19 protein-coding genes and 1 pseudogene are annotated in these 26,053 nt (G+C 68.4%); 8 read left to right on the top strand and 12 right to left on the bottom strand.

What is annotated here, in order from left to right:
- Nucleotides 1-31: 31 nt before the first annotated feature.
- Together gcvH and gcvP are read left to right on the top strand one after the other, a co-directional pair.
- Complete coding sequence (gene gcvH / locus A6745_RS13355) at nt 32-406, top strand: glycine cleavage system protein GcvH (RefSeq protein ID WP_066127820.1); 375 nt, start codon at nt 32-34, stop codon at nt 404-406.
- Between the two features lie 88 nt (nt 407-494).
- Nucleotides 495-3,371, top strand: a complete 2,877-nt coding sequence (gene gcvP / locus A6745_RS13350; RefSeq protein ID WP_066127817.1) for an aminomethyl-transferring glycine dehydrogenase — start codon at nt 495-497, stop codon at nt 3,369-3,371.
- Between the two features lie 139 nt (nt 3,372-3,510).
- On the opposite strand, the gene A6745_RS13345 is transcribed toward gcvP, so the two are convergent.
- A complete protein-coding gene (locus tag A6745_RS13345) occupies nt 3,511-4,428 on the bottom strand; it encodes an SDR family oxidoreductase (RefSeq protein WP_066127813.1) in 918 nt (305 codons plus the stop codon).
- Between the two features lie 150 nt (nt 4,429-4,578).
- Here A6745_RS13345 and A6745_RS13340 point away from each other — a divergent pair, with 150 nt between their 5' ends.
- On the top strand, nt 4,579-5,145 hold the full coding sequence (locus tag A6745_RS13340; protein WP_231885993.1) for a TetR/AcrR family transcriptional regulator: 567 nt from the start codon (nt 4,579-4,581) through the stop codon (nt 5,143-5,145).
- A 142-nt stretch (nt 5,146-5,287) separates the two neighbouring features.
- Here A6745_RS13340 and A6745_RS13335 read toward each other — a convergent pair whose 3' ends face one another.
- The 11 genes and pseudogenes from A6745_RS13335 to A6745_RS13290 form a co-directional block, all read right to left on the bottom strand.
- The gene (locus tag A6745_RS13335) at nt 5,288-7,249 is read right to left on the bottom strand and encodes a DUF945 family protein (RefSeq protein WP_082853046.1); all 1,962 of its coding nucleotides are present in this window, start codon (nt 7,247-7,249) and stop codon (nt 5,288-5,290) included.
- A gap of 158 nt (nt 7,250-7,407) precedes the next feature.
- The gene (locus tag A6745_RS13330) at nt 7,408-8,883 is read right to left on the bottom strand and encodes a M81 family metallopeptidase (RefSeq protein WP_066127807.1); all 1,476 of its coding nucleotides are present in this window, start codon (nt 8,881-8,883) and stop codon (nt 7,408-7,410) included.
- A gap of 84 nt (nt 8,884-8,967) precedes the next feature.
- Nucleotides 8,968-10,644 carry a dipeptide ABC transporter ATP-binding protein gene (locus tag A6745_RS13325; protein WP_066128854.1) on the bottom strand — a complete coding sequence of 559 codons (1,677 nt, stop codon included), beginning with the start codon at nt 10,642-10,644 and terminating at the stop codon, nt 8,968-8,970.
- Nucleotides 10,645-10,683: 39 nt separating this feature from the next.
- Nucleotides 10,684-11,547 (bottom strand): annotated as a pseudogene (locus A6745_RS29560) (ABC transporter permease); the annotation flags it as partial.
- 4 nt (nt 11,548-11,551) lie between these two features.
- The gene (locus A6745_RS13320) at nt 11,552-12,493 is read right to left on the bottom strand and encodes an ABC transporter permease (protein ID WP_066128852.1); all 942 of its coding nucleotides are present in this window, start codon (nt 12,491-12,493) and stop codon (nt 11,552-11,554) included.
- Between the two features lie 22 nt (nt 12,494-12,515).
- Nucleotides 12,516-14,081: an ABC transporter substrate-binding protein gene (locus A6745_RS13315; protein ID WP_066127803.1), complete on the bottom strand. Its 1,566-nt coding sequence runs from the start codon at nt 14,079-14,081 to the stop codon at nt 12,516-12,518.
- Complete coding sequence (mmsA, locus tag A6745_RS13310) at nt 14,075-15,565, bottom strand: CoA-acylating methylmalonate-semialdehyde dehydrogenase (RefSeq protein ID WP_066127802.1); 1,491 nt, start codon at nt 15,563-15,565, stop codon at nt 14,075-14,077. Before mmsA ends, A6745_RS13315 begins: the two co-directional genes overlap by 7 nt.
- Before the next feature lie 22 nt (nt 15,566-15,587).
- Nucleotides 15,588-16,913 (bottom strand): aspartate aminotransferase family protein, encoded by a 1,326-nt coding sequence (locus A6745_RS13305; protein WP_066127799.1) that lies wholly within the window; start codon nt 16,911-16,913, stop codon nt 15,588-15,590.
- A gap of 363 nt (nt 16,914-17,276) precedes the next feature.
- Complete coding sequence (locus A6745_RS13300) at nt 17,277-17,768, bottom strand: dihydrofolate reductase (protein WP_066127798.1); 492 nt, start codon at nt 17,766-17,768, stop codon at nt 17,277-17,279.
- Nucleotides 17,769-17,801: 33 nt separating this feature from the next.
- On the bottom strand, nt 17,802-18,794 hold the full coding sequence (locus tag A6745_RS13295; RefSeq protein ID WP_066127797.1) for a thymidylate synthase: 993 nt from the start codon (nt 18,792-18,794) through the stop codon (nt 17,802-17,804).
- A gap of 41 nt (nt 18,795-18,835) precedes the next feature.
- Nucleotides 18,836-19,270 (bottom strand): OsmC family protein, encoded by a 435-nt coding sequence (locus A6745_RS13290; RefSeq protein ID WP_066127794.1) that lies wholly within the window; start codon nt 19,268-19,270, stop codon nt 18,836-18,838.
- Nucleotides 19,271-19,472: 202 nt separating this feature from the next.
- On the opposite strand from A6745_RS13290, the gene coq7 reads away from it, so the two are divergent.
- From coq7 to murJ, 5 genes are all read left to right on the top strand, one after another.
- Nucleotides 19,473-20,144 carry a 2-polyprenyl-3-methyl-6-methoxy-1,4-benzoquinone monooxygenase gene (gene coq7 / locus A6745_RS13285; RefSeq protein WP_066127793.1) on the top strand — a complete coding sequence of 224 codons (672 nt, stop codon included), beginning with the start codon at nt 19,473-19,475 and terminating at the stop codon, nt 20,142-20,144.
- Between the two features lie 696 nt (nt 20,145-20,840).
- Nucleotides 20,841-21,944 carry an MraY family glycosyltransferase gene (locus A6745_RS13280; RefSeq protein WP_066127790.1) on the top strand — a complete coding sequence of 368 codons (1,104 nt, stop codon included), beginning with the start codon at nt 20,841-20,843 and terminating at the stop codon, nt 21,942-21,944.
- A 158-nt stretch (nt 21,945-22,102) separates the two neighbouring features.
- Entirely contained in the window at nt 22,103-23,380 is a 1,278-nt protein-coding gene (gene tviB, locus A6745_RS13275) for a Vi polysaccharide biosynthesis UDP-N-acetylglucosamine C-6 dehydrogenase TviB (protein WP_156513369.1), read from the top strand.
- Nucleotides 23,381-23,409: 29 nt separating this feature from the next.
- A complete protein-coding gene (locus A6745_RS13270; RefSeq protein ID WP_066127788.1) occupies nt 23,410-24,435 on the top strand; it encodes an SDR family oxidoreductase in 1,026 nt (341 codons plus the stop codon).
- 147 nt (nt 24,436-24,582) lie between these two features.
- Nucleotides 24,583-26,007 carry a murein biosynthesis integral membrane protein MurJ gene (murJ, locus tag A6745_RS13265; RefSeq protein WP_066127786.1) on the top strand — a complete coding sequence of 475 codons (1,425 nt, stop codon included), beginning with the start codon at nt 24,583-24,585 and terminating at the stop codon, nt 26,005-26,007.
- The last annotated feature ends 46 nt before the right edge of the window (nt 26,008-26,053 follow it).

The raw sequence follows: 26,053 nt of genomic DNA, 5'->3' as shown, positions 1-26,053 counted from the left end.
TATACCGCAGCACCCCTGCCAGGAGTTCTCCATGAGTCTGCCCACCGATCGCAAGTACACCGCATCCCACGAATGGGTCAAAGCCGAAGGCGACGTGTTCGCCGTCGGCATCACCGACAACGCCCAGGATCAGCTGGGCGACCTGGTTTTCGTGGGCGACGTGAATGTCGGCGCCACCCTGAAGGCCGGCGACACCGCCGGCGTGGTCGAGTCGGTCAAGGCCGCCTCCGACATCTACGCGCCGGTCAACGGCGAGATCGTCGCCTTCAACGAAGCGCTGGACGCCAACCCGGCGCTGATCAACGAATCCGCCTTCGATACCTGGATCTTCAAGATCAAGCCGGCCAATGCCGCCGACGTCGATGGCCTGCTGGACGCCGCCGGCTACGAGGCCGCCCAAGGCTGACCCCGCGGCCGCGCGGGCGCATGAGCGCCGCGCGGCCCACCCGGCGCGCCGCAGCCGTGGCGCGCCCTCCGTTCTTCGAGATTGCTTCATGTCGCTCGCCCTGGATACCCATACCGATTTCATTCCCCGCCACATCGGCCCGTCCGACGACGATCAGGCCAAGATGCTCGCCGTGGTCGGCAGCAACAGCCTGGACGACCTGATCGCCGAGGTGGTGCCGCCCCGCATCCTCAGCACGCAGCCGCTGGACCTGCCGGCCTCGCGCGACGAGACCGACGTGCTGGCCGAGCTCAAGCAGATCGCCGGCCGCAACAAGGTCTACCGCAACTACATCGGCCAGGGCTACTACGGCACGCACACGCCCAACGTCGTGCTGCGCAACATTCTCGAGAATCCCGCCTGGTACACGGCCTACACGCCGTACCAGCCGGAAATCTCGCAAGGCCGTCTCGAAGCCCTGCTGAACTACCAGACCATGGTCGCCGACCTGACCGGCCTGGACATCTCCAACGCCTCGCTGCTGGACGAGGGCACCGCCGCCGCCGAAGCGATGACGCTGGCGCGCCGCGGCGCCAAGTCCAGGAGCAACGTGTTCTTCGTGTCGCAGCACTGCCATCCGCAGACCATCGAAGTGGTGCGCACGCGCGCCATCGGCCTGGACATCGACGTGGTGGTGGGCGACGAGGCGCAAGGCCTGCCCGAGTGCTACGGCGTGCTGCTGCAATACCCGCACAGCCTGGGTACGGTCGCCGACTACCGCGCGCTGGCCGGACAGGTGCATGCGCAGGGCGGTGTGGTGGCGTGCGCCACCGACCTGCTGGCGCTGGCGCTGCTGGCTGCCCCGGGCCAGTGGGGCGCCGACATCGCCGTGGGTTCGGCGCAGCGCTTCGGCGTGCCGTTCGGCTTCGGCGGCCCGCACGCCGGCTTCATGGCCTGCAAGGACGCCTTCAAGCGCAACATGGCCGGCCGCCTGGTCGGCGTGTCGAAGGACGCGCAGGGCAACCCCGCGCTGCGCCTGGCGCTGCAGACGCGCGAGCAGCACATCCGCCGCGAGAAGGCCACGTCCAACATCTGCACCGCGCAGGTGCTGCTGGCCGTGATGGCCGGCATGTACGCCGTGTGGCACGGCCCGGCCGGCATCGCCCGCATCGCCCACCGCGTGCAGCGCTACACCGCCATCCTGCGCGCCGAGCTGGTCAAGCTGGGCATCAAGGTCGCCAACGACACCTTCTTCGACACGCTGCTGCTGGAGACCGGCCCCGCCACGCCGGCCATCCTCACCGCCGCCACGTGCGAGCACATCAACCTGCGCCGCGTCGACGGCGCGCGCCTGGCCGTGTCGCTGGACGAGACCGTCAGCGCCGCCGACCTGCAGGCGCTGGTCAACGTGTTCGCCGCCGGGCTGGAGCATGACGACGTCGCGCTGGACATCGAGGCGCTGGATGCCCAGGCCGCCGGCGGCATCCCCGCCGCGCTGCGCCGCCAGGGCCCGATCCTGTCGCATCCCGTCTTCAGCAGCGTGCGCTCCGAGACCGACATGCTGCGCTACCTGCGCAGGCTGGCCGACAAGGACCTGGCGCTGGACCGCACGATGATCCCGCTGGGTTCGTGCACCATGAAGCTGAACGCCACGGCCGAGATGATCCCCATCACCTGGCCCGAGTTCGCGCAGTTGCACCCTTATGCGCCGCCGTCGCAGGCCGAGGGCTACCACGACCTGATCGTGCGCCTGTCCGCCGCGCTGTGCGAGATCACGGGCTATGACAACATCAGCCTGCAGCCCAACTCGGGCGCGCAGGGCGAGTACGCCGGCCTGCTGGCCATCCGCGGCTATCACCAGGCCAACGGCCAGGGCCAGCGCAACGTGTGCCTGATCCCGTCGTCGGCCCACGGCACCAACCCCGCGTCGGCCCAGCTGGCCGGCATGGAAGTCGTGGTGGTGGCCTCGGACGACAACGGCAACGTCGACATCGACGACCTGCGCGCCAAGGTGGCCCAGGTCGGCGACACGCTGGCGGCGCTGATGATCACGTACCCGTCCACGCACGGCGTGTTCGAGGAAGCCGTCACCGAGATCTGCGACATCGTGCACGCGGCCGGCGGCCAGGTGTACCTGGACGGCGCCAACATGAACGCCATGGTGGGCGTGGCCAAGCCGGGCAAGTTCGGCTCGGACGTGTCGCACCTGAACCTGCACAAGACCTTCTGCATTCCGCATGGCGGCGGCGGTCCGGGCGTGGGTCCGGTCGCGGTGCGCGCGCACCTGGCGCCGTACCTGCCGGGCGTGCTGAACGAGCAGGGCCGCCTGTCCGCCGAGGCGCACGTCGGCCCCGTGTCGGCCGCGCCGTTCGGCTCGGCCGGCATCCTGCCGATTCCGTACGTCTACATCGCGCTGATGGGCGCCGACGGACTGAAGCGCGCCACCGAAGTGGCCATCCTGAACGCCAATTACGTGGCCACGCGCCTGCGCGATCACTACCCCGTGCTGTACGCGGGCCGCAACGGCCGCGTGGCGCACGAGTGCATCCTGGACGTGCGTCCGCTCAAGGACTCCAGCGGCATCTCGGCCGAGGACATCGCCAAGCGCCTGATGGACTACGGCTTCCATGCGCCCACCATGAGCTTCCCGGTGGCGGGCACGCTGATGGTCGAGCCGACGGAGTCCGAAGGCATTGCCGAACTCGACCGCTTCGTCGACGCGATGATCGCCATCCGCGAGGAGATCGCCCAGGTCGAACGCGGCGAACGCGATCGTGAGGACAACGTGCTGAAGAACGCGCCGCACACCGCGCAGATGCTGCTGGCCGAGGCGTGGCACCACGACTACCCGCGCCAGCAGGCGGCCTATCCGGTGGCCACGCTGCGCGATGCCAAGTACTGGCCGCCCGTGGCCCGCGTGGACAATGCCTACGGCGACCGCAACCTGATGTGCTCGTGCCTGCCGGTCGAGGCCTACGCGAACTGAGACGGTTCCGGTCCCTGATCGGACCGACCCCCCGGGGGAAGGGCGCCAGCCCGGAACCCGGGGGTTTTCTCTTGCCGCATCGGGTCGGCCACCGCCGGCCGACGGGAACAGGCCGACGCCCGCGCCGCACGAACAGGCTTCAGGACTCCCATCGTTGGCCGGTGAGGGCCTGCGACTCCATCCACAATCTCGCGGCGACGCTCTCGTCCAGCGCCTGGGCGGGCACTTTGGCCGGTGCGGGAAGACCGCGCGTTTCGCCAAGCCTGGCCGGGCCGTAGTAGGCGCCTGCCCGGGCCTGCGAGGCCGTTGCCGCGAACAGCGTTGGCAGCGCTCCTTGCGCGGCGGGCTGGAACAGGAACCACAGGCAGCGGCGCACCAGACCCGCCGTGCTCCATGCCCCAGCCCCATTGGGCAGCAGTTCGGTGCGCGAAATGCCTGGATGGGCGGCGATGCTGCGGATGCCCCAGCCCGCGGCGTCGCTGCGGCGTTGCAATTCGAGCGCGAACAGCAGGCAGGCCAGCTTGGACTGGCCGTAGGCCCGCATCGGTTGGTAAGCGCGCTGGGCCTGCAGGTCATCGAAGCTGATCGTGCCAGATCGGGCGGCGATGCTCGACAGGCTGACGACGCGCGGCGCGTCGCTCCTGCGCAGCAGGGGCAGCAGCCGGGCGGTCAGGGCGAAGTGGCCGAGATAGTTCGTGCCGAACTGCAATTCGAAGCCATCGGCCGTCTCCAGGCGCCTGGGTGGGTTCATCACCGCTGCGTTGTTGATCAATATGTCCAGGCGCTCGTGCGAACGCCCCAGGCGTTCGACGAAGACGCCGATGGAACCGAGATCGGCAAGATCCATGGCCTCGAATGCCACGTCGGAATCCGGAACGCTCTGGCGAATCCGAAGGGCGGCGGCCGCCCCTTTCGACGGGTTGCGGCCTGCGAGGATGACCTTTGCTTTCGCATGGGCCAGGGCCAGCGCGGTGTGAAAACCCAAGCCCCCCGTGCCGGTGACGACCGCGGTGCGACCGCGCTGGGAGGGAATGTCGGAAGCGGTCCAAGGAGTCATGGTTCCAGTCTGCCAGGGAAGGGGAAAGGTAAACTAAGGGCACATCAAATAAGCACTTGGTGCATATTATTCTGCACTCAGTGCAAAATGCAACAGGCTATCGACATGCCGGGAACGCTTTCTCACGCAGCACCAGCGCCCACGGAGGGCTTGCGGGAACGCAAGCGCCGTGAGACTCGGCAACGCATCGCCGAGGTCGGCCAGCGGCTGTTCCTCGCTCAGGGTTACGACGCCACCACGCTGGACGTCATCGCGGCGCAAGCCGGCATTTCGCGGCGCACCTTCTTTTCGTACTTCAAGTCGAAGGACGACATCATCCTGTTCTGGCAGGACGCCGGGTCGGCCAGCCTGCATGCGCAGCTGTTGAAGACATCGCCCGACATCGCGCCGCTCGAAGCGGTTCGTGACCTGATGATCGCGCACATCTCGGGCTACACGACCGCGCAGATGACGGCCATCGACAACCTGATGCGGTCGAGCGAATCCCTGCTTGCACGCAAGCAGGCGCACTACGCCGAGCAGGAGCAGGCGCTTTTCGAGACGCTTTGCGAGGTCTGGCGGCAGCCCGAGCGCCGGACGTCGCTGAGGATGGTGGCCATGGTGTCCATCGGCGCCCTGCGGCTGGCGCTTCAGGCCTGGAGAGAGCAGACCGGCGAGCGCAAGCCAGCGGCCCAATTCCTGCGCCACGCTTTTGACAGCCTGCGAACCGAGCTCTGAGGATCGAGCGCATCGGGCCAAGGCAAAAGGCCCGGGTGCCGGTGCAATACCGGACTCAGGCCTCAGGGTTCCATCTTCCGGCGGTCCGGCTTGGGGGGCGTTCCTTGAACGCCTTTCCCGCGCGAACCGCCGTGGCGCGCACTTACTTGGACTTGGGGGTCTTCTCCAGCAAGGCATTCACCTGGGGAACGGTCTCCAGGAAGGTCTGCACGAAGGCTTCGACGCCGTCCTTGCCGATGCCGCCGTAGGCATTGATGTCCATCTCCAGCGTGGGCTGGCTGTTGTCGTCCACATACAGGCGGCCCCAGCGGTTGTTGCGGTTCCAGTCGTTGATGACCTTGTACGGCGGCGGGGTGATCGCATCGAACACGGCCTGCAGCATCACGTTCTCGCACGCATCGTCCACGTCGCACTCGTTGAAGCGCGCATACAGCTCGCGCGCGCCGCTGGCGCCCGGGGTGATGTTCAACTCGGGCTCGCCATACTGATCGGTGCGGTGTTCGAGTTCGAAGCCCGCCGCCTCGATCAGCGAGCCGATGGTGGCCTGGTCCAGCGAGTGCAGCATCGTGCCATCGGTTTGCGGCGAGCTGTCCGAATCCAGTCCATCGGGCATGTCCGGCTCGGCTTCGCCCGTCGCGCCGACCGCGTCGGCCAGCAGCGCATCCAGCGGGATCTCCTGGCCGTTCAGCGTGGCCTTGGTTCCGTCGTAGACGAAGTCGGCCACGACATTGTCGCCGTCGACGCGGGCGACGTTCATCATCTGGGCCATGGCCAGCGCGGATTGCATCTGGTCGCTGGCCTGGGCGGCTGCCTGTTCGGGCGTGGCGCCCGCGGTGGCCACGAACGTGCGGGCCAGCAGATCCTGGGCCATCGGCCTGTTGATGGCGGCATGCGCCTGCATCGACTTGATCGCCTGGCGCACCAGGTCCTGGACCGGCGCGTCAGTGTCCTTCAGCGGCTGCAGCGCCAGCGAGTAGGTGATGCGGGCTTCGCCCTTGTCGGTCTTCCATTGGATGGGATCGATCGCCAGGGTGGGGCTGGCCACCAGCAGGTCGCGCACGTCGTTGGCGACGCGCTTCATCAGGTCTTCCGAGGCCTTGGGATTGGGCTCGGCCGCGCCGGTGGACTCCGCCATCATCGCGCTGGCCAGGTCGCTGTAGGTCTTGGCCAGCTTCTCGGAGGCCTTGCCGTCCAGGTTGGCCAGCTTGATGACGGCCTGGCCGCCGCCCATGTCGGTGGTGCCCAGGCGGAACTTGCCGACGCTGTAGGCGGCCTCGCCGCTCAGCAGCTTGTCGTCTTCGCCGATGTTCAGCTTGTAGCCCAGGTCGTCCAGGCTCATCGGATACTGCCTGCCTTGCAGTTCGACGCGCTTGACCTGCATGTTGGTGTTGCCCACGGACACGCCGAACTTGCCCATGTGGGTGTCCAGGTCCATGGCCACGCCGCTGATGGCGACCTTGTCGACCTGCTCGTCCTTCGGATTCGTGGCCACCAGCGAGTCGGCCTTGAACGAACCCTTGATCGCCTGGTTGGCGCGCTTGAACGAGCCTTCCATGGCGGCGCCGCTGAATTCCACCGTCATGCCGTCCTGGGACGCCTTGATGGGCGCCAGGCCGCCGGTGCCGGTGCTGTCGCCGTTGTAGTGGATGACCGTGTCGCTCCACAGCGGCGTCTTGCCGTCGGTCAGCGCGAAAATGGCTTTCAGGGCTTCGGTCCGGGCCACTTCGGCGTGGACGAAGGCGGCGTTGGGCATGATGTGGCCCCGCGCCAGCGCGCCGCCGGGGAACGGGCCGTGCTGCACGGTCGCGTCGATTTCCAGCATGCCGGGTTCGATGGCGAATCCCTTGTCGCCGGTGGCCGCTGCGGGAGCGGACATGGTCACGCCATATCGCACCTTGGTGGAGAAGAAGCCGCGCTCGTAGCTGACCTGGCGCAGCTCGACCTTGTACGGAGCCGGCAGGGCCTTGGCCATCTGGTCGTTGACTTCCTTCACGCGGGCAGGCGCCTCGGCCTCGATCCGCTTGCCGGTGTACCACGTGGCGCCCAGCCAGGCGACTCCACCCACGACGATTACACCAGCGACGATCGCCACACCTTTCTTCATCTTTTACGCTCGGTCGGTTATTGATGAGGCGGCTGCGCGGACGGCGAGTCGGCCGGCGCGGCCCGCGGGTTTCTGAACCCGCGGCGAGTATACCGGCGGGTTCGCAGCGAATCTCGCGGCGCCGTTACCAGCATTGTCAAAATGCAAGCGTGGCGGGCCTACAGGTCGTCCAGCGGATAGATCGGGCGGCGCACGTGCTCGTATCGCACCTGGCCGTAATCCGAGGTGGTGACGCCCATGCCGGTGCATTCGATCACCTGCGTGGCCATGTCGGCGAAGCCGGCGCGCCAGTGCACGCGGCTTTTCAGGGCGACGTAGCGTTTCTGCAGCGGATCGATGCCCGCCGACAGCAGGCAGTTCACGTCGAAGGGTTCCTGGTGGCGCGATACGATCACGATCTCGACTCGGCCCGTGTCCAGTACCACGGTCAGGCCGGTATCGTTGCGCACGCCGCGATACATGGGGCCGCGGTTCAGGTACACGCCGTCGAACACCAGCTTGACGCGGCCGGTCAGCGTCAACGGCCGGCTTTGCTGCCGCAGGGCGGGCATGGGCACCTTGCCGCCCAGTTCCAGCGTGATCTTGTGGCCCACGCCGGCGCCGGCCGCCAGCAGCGCCGCCTGCGGATCGCAGATGGCGTAGAAGGCGACGTTCTCCAGTTCCTGGCGCAGGATCTCGGCCAGCACGGCCGTGGTGTCCATCGTGCCGCCCGAACCGGTGTTGTCGTAGTGGTCCAGCAGGATCACGGGGCCGTCCGTCAGCGCCTTGGCGCGCGCGATGGCCGGCTCCAGCGGCTCGGAATGGAATACCCACTGCGCGCGGTGCCGCCAGGCGGTGTCCAGCAGTTCGTCGCGATGGCGCTGCGCGTCGGCCGGGCTGTCGTCCGTACAGACCACGGCGGAGAGGCCCGCCTCGCGGATGTCCGCGTGCGGGAAGCCGACGAAGACCGACGCGGCGATCACGCCCTGCGCCTCCAGCGTCCTGCAGCGTTCCTGCAGGGACTTGTTGGGATCGGCATGGGTGCCCTGGCACATGATGTGGGGCAGCATGGGCCTGTTGCCCCAGGCCATCACCGGACGGATCTCGCCGCGCAGCGTGCGCGCGATGGCATCCGCCGCGCGCACGCCGGCTTCGCGGATGTCCACGTGCGGATAGGTATGGAAGCCCGTGATCACCGTGGCGTGGCGCACGATGTCGTCGTACATATTGGCGTGCATGTCCAGCGTCACGCCCACGGGCGTGGCAGGATCGATCCCGCGCAGCCGGGCGAGCAGCGCGCCCTCGGCATCCTCCACGCCCTCGGCCACCATGGCGCCGTGCAGGTCCAGCAGGATGGCGTCGAAGCCGCCGCGCCGCACTTCGTCCAGGATCAGGCCGCACAGGCGCTCGTAGGTGTCGCGGTCGGTGGGCGCGCTGGGCCAGGACTCGGCGGCCACCGGCACGACGATCTCGGCCCCTTCGCGGCGCGCGACCTCGATGTAGCCGCCCAGTCCGCTGTCGGTCCCTTCATAGGCGCGGATGGCGCGCTCGCCGGACAGTATCTCGGGGTTGCCGCGGAAGAACCGTTCCAGCGGGGTGGGCACGGGCGAGAACGTGTTCGTCTCGTGCTTGATCATTGCCAACAGCCAACGCATCGCATGCTCCCTGTCGAATGACGCGAAGACGGGCGGGGCCCGCCCGCGAGGCGCTTCGTGCGGGATAGAGCCCGTGGTCAGGCGCTATCCGGCGCGCAGCGGCCGGAAATTGCGGAAATCCCAGTCGCGCCCCGGAGCAGCCGCAAGCAGGGCGCGGGTGTAGTCATGCCGTGGCGACACCAGCACCGTCCGCGCGGGACCGGTCTCGACCACGCGGCCTTGCAGCATCACGGCGATAGTGTCGCAGACCTGCGCGGCCACGCGCAGGTCGTGCGTGATGAAGAGGATGCTGACGCCGGTGCGCTGGCGCACGTCTTCCAGCAGGTCCAGCACCTGGGCCTGCACGGACACGTCCAGCGCCGAGACGGCTTCGTCGGCCACCAGCACCTGCGGCTCCATCACCAGCGCGCGCGCGATGCACAGGCGCTGGCGCTGTCCGCCCGAGAACTGGTGCGGATAGCGCCGCATGGCGTCGGGCCCGATGCCGACCACGCCCAGCATGGCTATCGCGCGGGCCTGCGCCTGGCCGCGCGGCATGCCGAAGTTCAGCAGCCCCTCGATCAGCGAGTCGCCCACGGTGCGGCGAGGATTGAGCGAGCGGTAGGGGTCCTGGAAGACGATCTGCACGCGCTTGCGCATCTGCCGCAGCGCCGCGCCGGACAGGCGGGCCAGGTCGGTATCGCCCATCGACAGGCTGCCGTGCGTGGGCTCGATCAGCCGGGCGACGCAGCGCGCCACCGTGGACTTGCCCGAGCCCGATTCGCCGACCAGGCCCAGGATCTCGCCGCGCCGCAGCGTCAGGTCGACGTCCGTGGCGGCCACGATGCCGCGCGCGCGCATCGACAGCAGTCGTGGCGAGGAATAGGTGCGGCCCAGGCCGCGCACCTGCAGCACGACGTCGTCCTTCAGGGGAGTGTGCCGCATGGGCGCCAGGCTGGGCACGGATGACACCAGCCGGCGCGTGTAATGGTGCGCCGGCCGCGCCAGGATGTCGTCGCGCGTGCCGGTCTCGATCAGGTCGCCGCGGTTCATCACGACGATGCGGTCGGCGATCTCGGCCACCACCCCGAAGTCGTGCGTGATGAGCAGCACCGCCGTGCCGTGCTTGTGCTGCAACTCGCGGATCAGCGCCAGGATCTGCCGCTGCGTGGTCACGTCCAGCGCCGTGGTGGGCTCGTCGGCGATCAGCAGCGCGGGTTCCAGGATCAGCGCCATCGCGATGACGATGCGCTGGCGCTGGCCGCCCGACAGCTCGTGCGGATAGGCGTCGTAGATGCGTTCGGGATCGGGCAGGTGCACCGAGCGGAACATCTCCAGCACGCGGGCACGCCGTTCGCCGCGGGCCATGCGCCGATGCAGCCGCAGCACTTCGTCGACCTGGCGGCCGACGCGGTGCACCGGGTTCAGCGCGGTCATGGGTTCCTGGAACACCATGGCCATGCGGGTGGCGCGCAATCGACGCAGGCGCCGCGGGCTGGCGGCCAGCACGTCCTCGTCCTGCAACAGGATCGCGCCGCCTTGCGCGGCCAGCGCGCCCTGGGGCAGCAGCCCCATCACGGCCAGCGCGGTGACCGACTTGCCGGAGCCCGATTCGCCCACCACACAGACCGTTTCGCCCGCGTGCACGTCCAGGCTCAGGTTGCGCACCACTTGCGCGCCGCTGTCGGCGGCCCGCACCGTCAGGCCGCGCAGCGACAGGATGGGGGCGCTCGTATTGGAATTGCCGGCGTGGCGCGCCGGCTGGGACGGCGCCGCCGCCAGGCCAGGGACGCCACGCGCGGGCAGGCCCCGCGGGTCGAAGGCATCGCGCAGCGCATCGCCCAGGATGTTGATGCTCAGCACCGTCAGCGACAGGAACAGCCCGGGAAACAGGATCAGGCCGGGCAGCAGGCGGAAGTACACGCGGCCTTCGGACATGATGTTGCCCCAGGAGGCGAGCTCGGGCGGCACGCCCGCGCCCAGGAATCCCAGGATGGCCTCGGTCAGCATGGCCGAGGCGAACACGTAGGTGGCCTGCACCGTCAGCGGCGCCACCGTGGCGGGCAGCAGGTGCCGCCACACCAGTTGCGGCAGCGGCGTGCCCAGCGCCAGCGCGGCCTCGACGTAGGGTTCGCCGCGCACGCTCAGGATCTGGCCGCGCACCAGCCGCACCACGCGGGGAATCTCGGGCAGCGTGATGGCGAACAGCACCGTGCCCAGGCTGGCGCCGGACACCGACACCAGCGCGATGGCCAGCAGGATGCCGGGAATCGCCATCAGGGCATCCATCACGCGCATGATGGGGCCGTCCAGCCAGCGGAACCAGCCCGCCAGCACGCCCAGCGCCAGGCCTGCCGCCGTGCTGGCCAGCGCCGCGCCCAGGCCGGCCGCCAGCGACACGCGCGCGCCGTAGGCCACGCGCGACCACACGTCGCGGCCGAAGGCGTCGGTGCCGAACAGGAAATCGCCGAATGGCGGCTTCAGGCGCGAGCCCGGCGCGATGGCGGTGGGATCCACCGTGCCCAGCCAGGGCGCGAACAGCGCCATCAGCGCCATCAGCGCCAGCACGGCCAGCGCCAGCAGCACGGGCGCGCCGCGCAGCTCGCGGCGCACGCGCCGCCAGGCGCCGGCTTCGGCGGGCAGGCGCGCGGGCAGTGCGGCGGCGGTGTCGTTGGGTGGGGCCATCGCGTCAGTAGCGGATGCGTGGATCGAACGCCGCGTAGGCGCAATCGACCACCAGGTTGACCAGCACGTACAGCGCGGCGAAGAACAGCGTCAGTCCCTGGATGACGGGATAGTCGCGCGCCAGCACGGCCTCGACCACCAGCCTGCCCAGGCCAGGGATGTTGAACACCGACTCGGTGACGACCACGCCGCTGATCAGTAGCGCAATGCCCAGCCCCACGACCGTGGCGATCGGCACCGCCGCGTTGCGCAGCGCATGGCCCAGCAGCACGCCGGTCTCGCCACGGCCCTTGGCGCGTGCCGTGCGGATGAAGTCTTCGCCCATGACCTCGATGAGGCTGGTGCGGGTGATGCGCGCGATCAGCGCGACGTACACGGTGGACAGGGCCAGCGCGGGCAGGATCAGCCGCTGCAGCCAGGGCCACAGCCCGCCCGAAAGCGGCGTGTAGCCCTGGATGGGCAGCCAGGCCAGCTCGATGGAGAACAGCCAGATCAGTGCGTAGCCGGTGACGAACACCGGCACCGAGAATCCCAGCACCGACACGCCCATCACGGCGCGGTCCAGCAGCCGGCCTTGCCGCCAGGCGGCCAGGACGCCCAGCGGAATCGCCACGGCCAGCGTGACGGCCAGCGTGAGCGCGGCCAGGCCCAGCGTGGGTTCGAGCCGGCGGGCGATCAGTTGAGAAACCGGCGTGCCCGACATCAGCGAGGCGCCCACGTTGCCTTGCAGCAGGTTGCCGCCCCAGATCAGGAACTGTTCGGCCAACGGCTTGTCCAGCCCCATGGCCTGGCGGATCTGCGCCACGCGCTCGGGCGTGGCGGCGTCGCCCGCCATGACCACCGCGGGGTCGCCCGGGGCCAGCCGCAGGATGGCGAACACCACCACGGCCACCAGTGCCAGTACGGGCAGGGTGGCCAGCAGCCGGCGCAGGATGAACAGCGGCATGGCGGGGTGGGCCAAGGCGCGTTCAGGGCGCGCGGCCGACGTTCCAGAACACGAACGCGGGGGCGCGCACCAGCCCGGTCAGCTTGGTGGAATACACCGTGGGCACGGCCATCTGGCCCAGCGGCACGTACAGCCCTTCGTCGATGCCGATGCGCTGCAGCTCGTCCGCGATGCGCTTCTGTTCGGCCGGATCGGCGCTCAGGGCGAAGCGCGTGCGCAGTTCCTCGACCCGCGGCACGTCGGGCCAGCCGAACCAGGCGTTGTCGCCGCTGGCCGCGGCGGGCGCGGAACGCACCGGATCCATGATGTCGGTGGCGTACCAGTTGGTGTTGTGGATGCTCCAGCCGCCCTGCGCAACCGGGGCCTTCGAGGCCCGGCGCGTGGCGACCGTCTGCCAGTCCATCGCCGCCAGGCTGACGTTGAAGCCGGCCGCGCGCAGCGCCTGCGCCATCACCACCGGCTGCGGGCTGAGCGTGCCCAGGTCGGTGGCCTGCATCATCAGCACGGGTGTGTTGTCGTAGCCGGCCTCCTTCAGCAGCGCGCGGGCCTTTTCGGGATCCGCGCGCACGACCATCCCGCTGCCCGCGTCGCTCTCGAAAGGCGTGCCGCAGCCCCACAGCGACCCGCAGGTGCGCCAATATTTGGGGTTGCCCACCAGCGCCTTCATCACGTCTTCCTGGCCGATCGCATACATGGCGGCCTGGCGGACCTTCTTGTCGTCGAAGGGCGGCTGCGTGAAGTTGAAGCGGTACATCACGTAGTAGCTGACCGGGCTGATCGTCTCTTCCTTCAGGTCGGGGTTGCCCTCGACCATGGGCAGCAGGTCGTACGGGAACTGCTCGACGAAGTCGATCTCGCCGCCCAGCAGCGCGTTGGCCGCCGTCAGCGCATCCGGCATCACGTCCCATTCGACCTTGTCCACCTTGACGACCTTGCCGCCGGCCATGCCGCTGGGCGGCTCCTGGCGCGGCACGTAGTCGGCGTTCTTCACGTACACGGTGCGCACGCCGGGATTGAACTCGGCCATCTTGAAGGGACCCGAGCCGGTGAAATCCGTGATCGGCTTGCCCAGCGGGGTTTCCGCCACGCGCCTGGGCATCATGAAGGCGGCCGTGCCCGTGGGCTTGGACAGGGCGCGCAGCGCCAGGTCGGTGGGTTCCTTCATGATGATGCGGAAGGTCTTCTCGTCCACCACGTCGATGCGGTCGGTGAACTTCAGCATCGTGCGGCCCATGATGTCGCCGGCCGCCCAGCGCCGGATGGACGCGACGCAGTCTTCCGCCGTGACGGGCGTGCCATCGTGCCACTTCAGGCCCGGCCGCAGCGTCATCGTGTAGGTCTTGTGGTCTTCCGAGATCTCCCACTTCTGCAGCATCTGCGGCTGGATCCTGTTGTCGGCGTCGGTGGCCAGCAGCGTGTCGTAGATCATGTAGCCGTGCCACGTCGTGATGTAGGCCGTGGTGGCGTGCGGATCGGTCAGCCGCAGCGGCGAATTCATGACAGCCTTGATGACCGACTCGGCGTGCGCGGCGGCGGTGGCCGCGAGCATCGTGGTGGCCAGTGCGAACGTACGCAGATGCCTCAGCATGGTGTTTCCCCTGTGTCGTGGGCCGGCGGGGCGTCGCCCGGCCAGCGCTGCATGATGCGCTTGTCTTTGGTGTGGAAGCGCACGGCGTCTTCGCCTGGGGATTGCGCGTCGCCGGGCAGGGCGCCTGTCCAGCCGCCGAAGGCTTGCCATGTCCGCGCCGCGGGCACGGGCACGTTGATGCCCGCCAGGCCGGTCCGGACCTGGCGCCCGAAGGCGAGCGCCGTGTCGCCGTCCGTGGTGAAGCACGATGCCGCGTTGGCGGATCCGTGGGCGTTGACCAGCGCGATCGCCGTGGCCAGGTCGGGCACGCGCAGGATGTTGAGCACCGGTCCGTGGATTTCTTCGCGATAGATGTTCATGCGCGGCGCCACGTGATCGAACAGCGTGCCGCCCAGGAAGAAGCCGCGTTCGTGGCCAGGCACGGAAAGCCCCCGCCCGTCCACCAGGAGCGTGGCGCCCGAGGCCTCGCCATCCTCGATGTAGCGCATCACGGCCATGCGATGCTGGGGGGTCGGCAGCGGCCCCAGTTGCGCGCCTGGCGACAGTCCATCGCCGATGGCCAGCGCACGCACGCGCGGCGCCAGCCGTTCGGCCAGCGCGTCGCCGATATCGCCCACCGCCACGGCGACCGCGTTGGTCATGCCGCGCAGGCTGGCCGAGCCGAAGGCACCCGCCATCAGCGCGTCGGCGGCGCGGTCCAGGTCGGCATCGGGCATGACCACGATGTGATGTTTCGCGCTGCCCAGCGCCTGCACGCGCTTGCCGTGCCTCGTGGCTTCGGTGTGCACGTCCTGGGCGACCGGCGTGGAGCCGATGAAGGAGATGGCGGCGATGTCGCGATGGGCGATCAGCGTATCGATGGCCTGCTTGTCGCCGAACAGCACATTGAAGGCGCCGTCGGGCAGCCCGGCCTGCCGCAGCAGGTGGGCCATGCGCAATGCCGCGGACGGCGTGCGCTGCGACGGCGTGAGGATGAAGACGTTGCCGCACGCCAGCGCCAGCGCGAATTGGGCGCACGGCGCCAGCAGCGGCAGGCTGGACGGCGTGATGCCCAGCACGATGCCCAGGGGAGGGCGGGCGCGCCAGCGGTCGATGCCGTTCTCGGCCGAGGCCGCGCGCCGGGTGTCCAGTTGCCGCACGGTCTCGCAGGCGTGCGCGACCGCCTCGATGCCCAGCGCCACCTCGTCCAATGCTTCGGCGAGCACCTTGCCGTGCTCGCGCACGATCAGTTCCGCCAGTTCGTCCTGGTGCTGTTGCAGCAGGCCCTGGAACCCGGCCAGCACCTGAGCGCGTTGCCGGGATGGGGTGGCGGACCAGGCAGGAAAAGCCATGCCCGCGGCGGCCAGCGCCCCATCGATTTCCATGGGGCCGGCCAGGGGTACCGAGCGCGCGATCGTGCCCTCGGCGGGATCGAAACCGTCCGCGTAGCGTCCGCTGCGGCCCTCGTAGGCCAGGCCGTTGATGTAGTGGCTCAGTTGCTTCATTCTCGTGCCGCGATGACGCCTGTCAGGCGATGTCCTTCAAGACCTTGCCGATGCGCTCGAAGATCTCGCCGATCTGCGCTTCATCGATGATCAGCGGCGGAGAGATCGCCAGGATGTCGCCGGTATAGCGCACCAGCAGGCCCTGGTCGAAACATTTCTGGAAAGCCTCGGCGGCGCGGGCGCCCGGCGCGCCATGGCGCGGCGCCAGCTCGATGCCCGCCACCAGGCCCAGGTTGCGCACGTCGATCACGTTCGGCGCGCCCTTGAGCGAATGCGCGGCGGCCTCGAAGGCGGGCGACAGCGTGCGCGCGCGTTCGAACAGGCCTTCGCGGCGATAGATGTCCAGCGCGGCCAGGATGGCCGCGGTGGCCAGCGGATGCGCCGAATAGGTGTAGCCGTGGAAGAACTCGATCCCGCCTTCCACGCTGCCCACGATGGCGTCGTGCACTTCGCGGCGCACCGCGACCGCGCCGGCCGGCACCGCGGCGTTGCTCACGCCCTTGGCCATGGTGATCAGGTCGGGCGTGACGCCGAAGAACTCGCTGGCGGTGGCCGCGCCCAGGCGGCCATAGGCGGTGATGACTTCGTCGAAGATCAGCAGGATGCCGTGCCTGGCCGTGATCTCGCGCAGCTTCTCCAGGTAGCCCTTGGGCGGAATCAGCACGCCGGTCGAGCCGGCCATCGGCTCGACGATGACGGCCGCGATGGTCGAGGCGTCATGCAGCGTGACCAGGCGCTCCAGTTCCTCGGCCAGATGCGCGCCCCAGGCGGGCTGGCCCTTGGACCAGGCATTCTGCTGCAGGTTGTGCGTGTGCGGCAGGTGATCGACCGCGGGCAGCAGCGCGCCCGAGAAGGTCTTGCGGTTGGGCGAGATGCCGCCCACCGAGATGCCGCCGAAACCGACGCCGTGATAGCCGCGCTCGCGGCCGATCAGCCTTGTGCGCTGGCCCTCGCCGCGCGCACGGTGATAGGCCAGGGCGATCTTCAGGGCGGTGTCGACCGACTCGGACCCCGAATTGGTGAAGAAGATGCGGTCCAGCCCCGGGGGCATGAAGCCCGCCACGGCGCTGGCAGCCTCGAAGGCCTGGGGATGCGCCAGCTGGAAGCCGGGCGCGTAGTCCAGCGACGCCGCCTGGCGTGCGATGGCCTGCACGATCTCGGCGCGGGCATGCCCGGCATTCACGCACCACAGGCCCGCCGTGCCGTCCAGGATGCGGCGCCCATCGCCCGACGTGTAGTACATGCCCTCGGCGTGGGCCAGCATCCGGGGCTTGGCCTTGAACTGTTTGTTGGCGGTGAAAGGCATCCACAGATGGGACAGGTCGGGCTGGCCGGCGGGGGCATTCATGGCGGACTCCGTTGAAGACGCTTTTTTTCGGGGAAACGGCTGGCTGTGATCCGGGCACGGCTGGCCTGGCGGGAATCGATCGATGCGGGTTGGCCCGGTCCCTCCGCGACTATAAATCGATTCGGTGCCTATCAGGCCGCCGTCCCGGTTTCGGCGGCGCCGGCCGGCGCCCTTGGCACGCCAGGCCGGCATGACGGGTGTCCGGCAGGCGCGGCGATTCCACGGTGCCCGCGCAGGCCGCGCGCGCGATGGCACGGCGGCCCGGCCGCGCGCCGGCCGCCATCGCTCGCGTAGATGTCTCTGCAAGGCCGGCGGACCCTTCCGGCCTTGCACCGCCAGGCCGCGCCAGGCCGGAAGGGTCCGTCAGCTCGCCACGCGTTGGTACGTCACGAAGTCGTAGGGGTAGCCGTTCTCGGGTGGCTGCGGCAGGCGTTCGGTTTCCTTCCACTGGCCCGCGGGCAGTTCCGGGAACCAGGCATCGCCATCGACCTGCGCATGCACTTCGGTGGCGATGATGCGGTCGGCGCGCGGCAGCGCCAGCGTGTAGATCTGCGCGCCGCCGATCACGAAGGCTTCCTGGTCGGCGGGGCAGGCGGCCAGGGCGGCCTCCAGCGAGGGGACGACCACCGCGCCTTGCGCCTCGTAGCCGGGATTGCGCGTGATGACGATGTTGGCGCGGCCCGGCAGCGGGCGGCCCAGCGATTCCCAGGTGTTGCGGCCCATCACGATGGGATGGCCCAGCGTGTTGCGCTTGAAATGTGCCAGGTCGCCCGGCAGTTTCCAGGGCAGGGCGTTGTCGCGGCCGATGACGCGGTTGTCGGCATAGGCCACGATGAGGAAGAGGCGGGACGGCATGGGCAGGCAATCGCGGGTAGGGGGGGCGTGGGTTCAGACGGCCATGGGGGCGGTCAGCGGCGGATGGTGCCGGTAGCCTTCGAGCTGGAAATCTGACGGCTCGACGCGCTCCAGCCATTCGGGCTCGTACCTGCCGGTCTGCGCGTGGTCGGGAATGCGGTCGCTCAGCACCAGCCGGGGCGCCTCGTAGGGCTCGCGGCGCAGTTGCTCCCGCAGCATGTCCACGTGGTTCTCGTAGATGTGCGCGTCGCCGATGAAGTACGTGAACCAGCGCGGCGTATAGCCCGTCAGCCGGCCGACCAGATGCGTCAGGGCCGCGCCTTCGGCCAGGTTGAAGGGCGTGCCCAGGCCCAGGTCGTTGGAGCGGATGTACAGGCACAGCGAGATCTCCCGGCGCGCCTGGTTGACCAGGAACTGGTAGAGCAAGTGGCAGGGCGGCAGCGCCATTTCCTCCAGTTGCGCCCAGTTCCAGCCGTGGAACAGGATGCGGCGGCTGCCCGGATCCGCGATGATGGTGTCCAGGCACGCGCGCAATTGGTCGATGGCCTTGTACAGCACGACGCTGCCCGCCGCCGACGAGCCTTCGGGCTCGTCCAGCACGCCGACACGGCGGTAGCCGCGCGCCAGGGCGTCGGCCATCTGCGCCTCGCTGTGCGGCTGGCCCGGCGCAATGGTTTTATAGGCGGGCCATTGGCGCCACTGCACACCGTAGACCGGGCCGAGATCGCCTTCGCTCAACCGGTACGGATTGGCCAGCCATGCCGCGTTCTCGTTGGCGTTCTGGTCCCAGACTTTACAGCCCAGTGCGTTGAACTCGGCGGCATTGCGGCTGGCGCGCATGAAGCCCACCAGTTCGCCGATGGCGGACTTGAACGCCAGCTTCTTGGTGGTGACGGCGGGGAACCCCTGCTGAAGATCGAACTTCATCATCGCACCGGGCAGGCTGAGCGTGCGCACGCCTGTGCGGTTTTCCTGCCAGGTGCCGTTGTCGAAGACGTCCTGGACGAGGGCGAGGTATTGCTTCATGGCGTTCCTTTCATGCCGTGCGGCCGCACGGGTGTTGCGGTTCAGGCCGGGGCCTGGGTGTCGACGATGTCGACGGTGAAGCCGAGCTCGGCCGTCTTGGCCAGCATGGCCGATGCCGAGCAGTACTTCTCGTGCGACAGCTGCACGGCGCGCTCGACCGCCGCGCGCGGCAGGTTGGCGCCGGTGACGGTGAAGGCGAAGTTGATGCGGGTGAACACCTTGGGGTCGGTGTCGGCCCGGTCGGCCTCGAGTTTGACGCTGCAGCCAGTGACGGCATGGCGGCCGCGCTTGAGGATCAGCACCACGTCGTACGCCGTGCAGGCGCCGGTGCCGGCCAACAGCATTTCCATGGGGCGGGGCGCCAGGTCATGGCCGCCGCCGTCGACGGCGCCGTCCATCACCGCCACGTGGCCGCTGCCCGTGCTGGCGGTGAACAGCATGCCGGAGGGGCCGCCCCAGTCGATCGTGCATTCCATCTTCAGGTCCTTGGGCGGCCCGGGGCCGCGTCCAGTCTATATAGGTAGGAGTAAAAGGCCGGCATCCCCTCGCCGGGCGCGCCAGGCACGTCCGTTGCTCGACGGGATCCAGATCAAAAAACCGATGATACCCGGCCCTTACAATCAGGGGATCAGAGTCCCGCCCGCCGTCAGGGGCTGGCCATCGTCCAAGGAGTCCATCATGTCCGCGCCTTTCCTTCCCGCCCCGTTCTTCGCGCGCCGCGCCGGTCCGCTGGACGCGCTGCTGGGCGAGGCCGACCGGGCGCTGCGCGTGCTGTCGCGCGCGGCCACCGCCAGCCGGCCGTATCCCGCCGACGCCCCCGAGGCCGCCGATACTCTGGACGAGCGCGAACGACGCCATGCCGCCGGCCTGATGCGCGTCAATCATGTGGGCGAGGTCTGCGCCCAGGCGCTGTACCGGGGCCAGGCCGTGGCATGCCGCGACGAGGCGGCGCGCAACCTGATGCATTCGGCCGCCGCCGAAGAGGTCGACCATCTGGCCTGGTGCGACCGCCGCCTGCGAGAACTCGACAGCCGTCCCAGCCTGCTGAACCCGTTGTGGTACGCGGGCTCGTTCGCATTGGGAGTGCTGGCCAGCGCCGCCGGGGCGCCGCGCAACCTGGGCTTCATGGCCGAGACCGAGCGCCAGGTCGAGGAGCACCTGGACAGCCACCTGCGCACCCTGCCCGAGCAGGACCGGCGCTCGCGCCAGATCGTGCGCCAGATGCGCGACGAGGAAGCGGCGCATCGCGCCAGCGCCGAACGCGCGGGCGGGGTGGCGCTGCCCGCGCCCGTGCGCGGCGCCATGCGCGCCATGTCCAAGGTGATGACCCGCACGGCTTATTGGATCTGAAGACCCTGCTGCCAGCATGGGATGGTGCATCGCGCAAAAAAAGGCGTTGCCGGCAGGCAGGCGCCTTTTCCCTAGCACGCACCGCGGGGCGGTGTTGCTAGGGTTTGCATGTAAGGGTTAGCCCAGCCATTCGCCGGATAAGTCGACAAGATTTGGACTATCTCCCTGGGAAGCCCAAGGTTGAGGGCGGAAATTCCGTCCAATCCCGAGGCGATTTCGCAACATATGGCTTTTCTGCCGCGGCGCTTCAAAAAATTCTTGCATCGCACAAATCGTTTGGGTAAGATTCGTACATCGGATGTCGAAACGCAAACGGCGCGGTGCAAAACCCCGGTTGCAACGGTTCTGGCAAATGCCCAACCTAGACATGCCACGGTTGTCTCCTCCACCCTCCTCCTTTGGTGGATTTAGCCCGAGATCTCACGATCTCGGGCTTTTTTTTATCTTGCGCTAATGCGTCCCCGATAAAATCGACTTGCGGACGTGTTCTCATGGTTTTCCCGAACGTTACAATGCCTCGATGCGCGGGGTGACCGCGCCATGGGCAGAGCCGCTTGCAACCCCCCTGGGCCGCCTTCGGTCTCGTTACGAACTTTACCCAGGGCTTGCACTTCTCTGGTGTCTCGCATACACAGGCGTTACATCAGCCGCCCATAATGGCAACCCTGTCTCGACAGACCATCCAAAGGTGATTCAGTGACCTGGCTGTATATCTGCGTGGTCGCGTTCATGGTGGGGGGACTCATCGTGGCGTCCGAGCGCTGGCACGGCGCTTTCACGGGCGACAGCGACTTCAACAAACCGCAGGCCTCGCATGCGCGGGCCACGCCGCGCGTGGGCGGCCTGGCCGTGCTCGCCGGCTCGCTGGCGGGACTGCTGGTGCTCGGCCCCAGCAACATGACCCTCACCTGGCTCTGGCCCGCATTGTTCGTCTCCGCGCTGCCCGTGTTCGTGGCCGGCCTGCTGGAAGACATCACGAAAGACATCGGCGCCAGCCGCCGCCTGCTGGCCGCGTTCGGTTCGGCCGCCATTGCCTGGTGGTTGCTGGGCGGCGTCAGCAAGGTCGGCATCTCGTGGGCCGACTGGGTGCTGTCGTACTGGCCGGTTTCCCTGATCTTCACCATGTTCGCCGTGGGCGGCTGCACGCACGCCCTGAACATCGTCGACGGCATGAACGGCCTGGCCGGCATGGTGGCCACGCTGATGGCCGTCTCCATCAGCCTGGTGGCGCTGCAAGTGGGCGACGCGCCCATCTTCATGATCTCCGCCGCGCTGGCCTCGGCCACGCTGGGCTTCCTGGTCTGGAATTTCCCGTTCGGCCGCGTCTTCCTGGGCGATGGCGGGGCGTATTTCCTCGGATTCATGCTGGCCGAGCTGGCCGTGCTGCTGGTCGTGCGCAATCCCTCGGTCTCGCCGTTCTACGCGCTGGCGGTCCTGTTCTATCCCGTCTTCGAGACCGGTTTCTCGATCTGGCGGCGCCGCTTCAAGCGCGGCGTGCCGGTTGACCAGCCGGACGCGCTGCACCTGCATCAGCTGGTCTTCCGCCGCCTGGTGCGTGTCACGTTCAGCCGGGGCCGCCGCCACGCGGTGCCCGCGCTGTGCAACGCCATGGCCTCTCCTTACATGTGGGTGCTGGCCCTGATCGGCCTGGTGCCCGCCACCATCTGGTGGGACAACGCCTGGTTCCTCTGCGGCAGCCTGGTGGTGTTCGCCAGCGTCTACACCTGGCTCTACATGCGCCTGGTGTCCTGGCGGCGCCCCGGTTGGCTGCTGCTTCCGTCGGTGCTTCGCACGCCTTGAGGCACCCCTTCCGCTCGCGCGGGCACCATCGCGGCCTCATGGCCGCCGGGGCAGTGCTGCCATCCCATTCACAGCCTTGCACCGCCTGGATGGCGACCGCGTTGTATTCCCTCTGAAATCTGAATTGCGGTTCCGATCCGCCGAAACAAGGAAGAGTTATGTTGCGTATTCAGGATGTGAAACTGGCCGTCGTCGGTCTCGGTTACGTCGGTCTGCCGCTGGCGGTCGAATTCGGCAAGAAGCGCTCCGTCATCGGCTTCGACATCAACACGCGCCGTATCGACGCGCTGAAGTCCGGCCACGACCACACGCTGGAAGTCGAGGATGCAGAGCTGGCCAGCGCCAAACACCTGTCGTACTCCGCCCAGCGCGACGACCTGAAGGCCGCCAACGTCTATATCGTCACGGTGCCCACGCCCATCGACGAATACAAGAACCCTGACCTGACGCCGCTGATCAAGGCCAGCGAAACCATCGGCGCCGTGCTCAAGCGCGGCGACATCGTCATCTACGAATCCACTGTCTACCCCGGCGCCACCGAGGAAGACTGCGTGCCCGTGCTCGAACGCGTGTCGGGCCTGAAGTTCAACGAAGATTTCTACGCCGGCTACAGCCCGGAGCGCATCAACCCGGGCGACAAGGAACACCGCGTCAGCACCATCAAGAAGGTCACCTCGGGCTCGACGCCCGAGGTCGCCGACCTGGTCGACGCGCTGTACGGCGAGATCATCGTCGCCGGCACGCACAAGGCCTCCAGCATCCGCGTGGCCGAGGCCGCCAAGGTCATCGAGAACACCCAGCGCGACGTCAACATCGCCCTGATCAACGAACTGGCCCTGATCTTCAACAAGATGGGCATCGACACCGAGTCCGTGCTGAAGGCCGCCGGCACTAAGTGGAACTTCCTGCCGTTCCGTCCGGGGCTGGTGGGCGGCCACTGCATCGGCGTGGACCCGTACTACCTGACCCACAAGGCGCAGTCGATCGGCTACAACCCGGAAATCATCCTGGCCGGCCGCCGCCTGAATGACTCGATGGGCGGCTACGTGGTGTCGCAACTGGTCAAGTGCATGACCAAGAAGCGCATCCACGTGCAGGGCGCGCGCGTGCTGGTGATGGGCCTGACCTTCAAGGAAAACTGCCCCGACCTGCGCAACACCCGCGTGGTCGACATCGTGAAGGAACTGGGCGAGTACGACGTGGCGGTCGACGTGTACGATCCGTGGGTGGATGCCGAGGAAGCGCAGCACGAGTACGGCTTCAAGCCGGTGGCGCAGCCCAGGGACGGCGCCTACGATGCGGTCATCCTGGCCGTGGCGCACCACCAGTTCGTCGAAATGGGCGCGCAGGCCATCCGCAAGCTGGGCAAGCCGGCCCACGTGCTGTACGACCTGAAGTACGTGCTGGCTCCGCAAGACGCCGACCTGCGCCTGTAAACCCATAACCATCGGAATCAGGAGAGCGAATGAGCACTCGCTACGAACAGATCCTCGCGCAACTGCGTCAACAGCCTCGCAAGTGGCTGGTGACCGGATGCGCGGGCTTCATCGGCTCCAATCTGCTGGAGCACCTGCTGGCCCTGGACCAGGAAGTCGTCGGCCTCGACAACTTCGCCACGGGCCACCGCCGCAATCTCGACGAAGTCCAGCGCAGCGTCACGCCGCAGCAGTGGGCGCGCTTCCAGTTCATCGAGGGCGACATCCGTGATCCGGAAACCTGCCAGAAGGCCACGCAGGGCGTGCAGCACGTGCTGCACCAGGCCGCGCTGGGATCGGTCCCGCGCTCGCTGAAAGACCCGGTCACGACCAACGGCGTGAACATCGGCGGCTTCCTGAACATGCTGGTGGCCGCGCGCGACGCGCAGGTGCAATCCTTCGTGTACGCCGCGTCCAGTTCCACCTACGGCGATCATCCCGGCCTGCCCAAGGTCGAGGACACCATCGGCAAGCCGCTGTCTCCGTACGCGGTCACCAAGTACGTCAACGAACTGTACGCCGACGTGTTCGCGCGGTCGTACGGGTTCGGCAGCGTCGGCCTGCGCTACTTCAACGTGTTCGGCAAGCGCCAGGATCCCGAGGGCGCCTACGCCGCGGTCATTCCCAAGTGGACGGCCGCGATGATCCGCGGCGAGGAAGTCGTCATCAACGGCGACGGCGACACCAGCCGCGATTTCTGCTTCATCGAGAACGCGGTGCAGGCGAACCTGCTGGGCTCGCTGGCGCAGCCCGAAGGCGTCAACCAGGTCTATAACGTGGCCTACAGCGGCCGCACCACGCTGAACCAGCTGTTCGACTTCCTGAAGCAGACGCTGGCGCAGCAGGGCGTGAGCTACGACAAGCCGGCCAAGTATGCCGACTTCCGGGCGGGCGACGTGCGGCACTCGCAGGCCGACATCGGCAAGGCCGGCAAGCTGCTGGGCTACCAGCCGGCGTACGACATCCTGCGCGGCCTCGAAACCGCCATGCCCTGGTACACGCAGTTCCTGCGTTAGAGAGATGAAGGCCCCGCCCTACGCGCTGTCGCGCGCCCCCCAGGGGGCGGCACTGGCGGACCGGCAGAGCCGGATCCGCCGTGCCCTGGCTCAGGCCGGGTTCTTTCATGCGCCGTCGGTGGCGTGCAGCACCGTGAACAGCTTGATTTGAAAGCGCTCATTCGCCGATTCGAAAATGTCCACCCGGACCATCAACGCATCTTCAAGGGTGCGTTCCGGGTGGCGCTCTTCCTGATACTGGGCAAGGCCGCCGGCGCGCTGAAGGAAATGGCCGTGGCGTACCGCTACGGCATCAGCGACGCCGTCGACGCCTACCAGTTCACCCTGACCATGGCCAACTGGCTGCCCGTCACGCTGGTGGGTTCGCTGTCGGTCGTCCTGATTCCCGTGCTGGTGAAACTGCGGCGCACGCCGCAGCACGAGCGCGACCGTTTCGTCCAGGAATTGCAGGGCATCACGCTGCTGATCGGCATCGCGCTGGCGGTGCTGACCGCCGTGGCGTGGCCCTGGGTGCTGCGCTGGCTGGGGCCCGGGCTGTCGCCCACCGTGGCGGGCATGACGCACGAACTGCTGTTCGCGTTCGTGCCGGTGTCCGCCTTGCTGCTGATCGCCGGCATCAGCGCCGCGCGCCTGCGGGCGCACGAGCGGCACGTCAATACCTTGCTGGACAGCGTGCCCGCCGTGGCCACGCTGGCCTGGGTGATGCTGGCCGCCACCACCTCCGACAACGTCGGTCCGCTGTTGTGGGGCACGCTGGTGGGCTACACCATCCAGGTGGCGTGGCTGGCCTGGCTGGCCGCGCGCGCCGATGGCGGCCTGTGGGGCGTGCCGCGCGTGTCGCTGTCGTCGCCGCATTGGCATGGCCTCTTGACCGCGCTGGGCGTGATGACCATCGGCCAGGTGGCGATGAGTTTCGTCGGCCCCATCGATCAATATGCCGCCGCCAACCTGGGCGGCAATGCCAACGCCACGCTGGGCTACGCCACGCGGCTGCTGTCCCTGGTGCTGGGCGTGGGCGCGGCCTCGGTCGGCCGCGCGGCGCTGCCCGTGCTGGCCGACGTGCAGAGCCGTGGCGATACCGTGCGCGCGCGCGCCATGGCGCTGAAGTGGTCGGTGCTGATGGTGGGCGCCGGCGTGGCCGCCGTGGGGGTGGGCTGGCTGCTGGCGCCGTGGGGCGTGGCGCTGCTGTTCGAACGGGGCGCCTTTACCGCGCAGAACACCGCGGCGGTGGCCAGCGTGCTGCGCTGGGGCCTGTTGCAACTGCCGTTCTATTTCGGCGTGCTGATCCTGGTGCAACTGCTGGCCAGCCAGGGCCGCTACCGCATCATGGCGTCCATCGCCGTGGCCAATTTCGCCTTGAAGGCGGGCATGACCCTGTACCTGGCGCCGCGCATGGGCGCCGAGGGCATCATGCTGGCCACCAGCCTGATGTATCTGCTGTCCTACGCCTGCTACACGCTGGTGGCGCTGCGCCAGCCGCCCGCCGCGCCGCCCCGGGGCGGCGGCAAGGTGGACGAGGACGAAGTCGTGTCCGACACCGCCGCGCCCGTGCAGGCGAAGGGGGCGGCATGACGAGCTGCGGGCGTCTTCCGGGAAGCGGGTATCCCCGCCCGGGGAT

Source organism: Bordetella ansorpii, assembly GCF_900078705.1.
GTDB lineage: Bacteria > Pseudomonadota > Gammaproteobacteria > Burkholderiales > Burkholderiaceae_B > Bordetella > Bordetella ansorpii_A.
The sequence above is the reverse complement of the archived record's forward strand: the minus strand, read 5'-3'. Positions and strand labels throughout refer to the sequence as shown.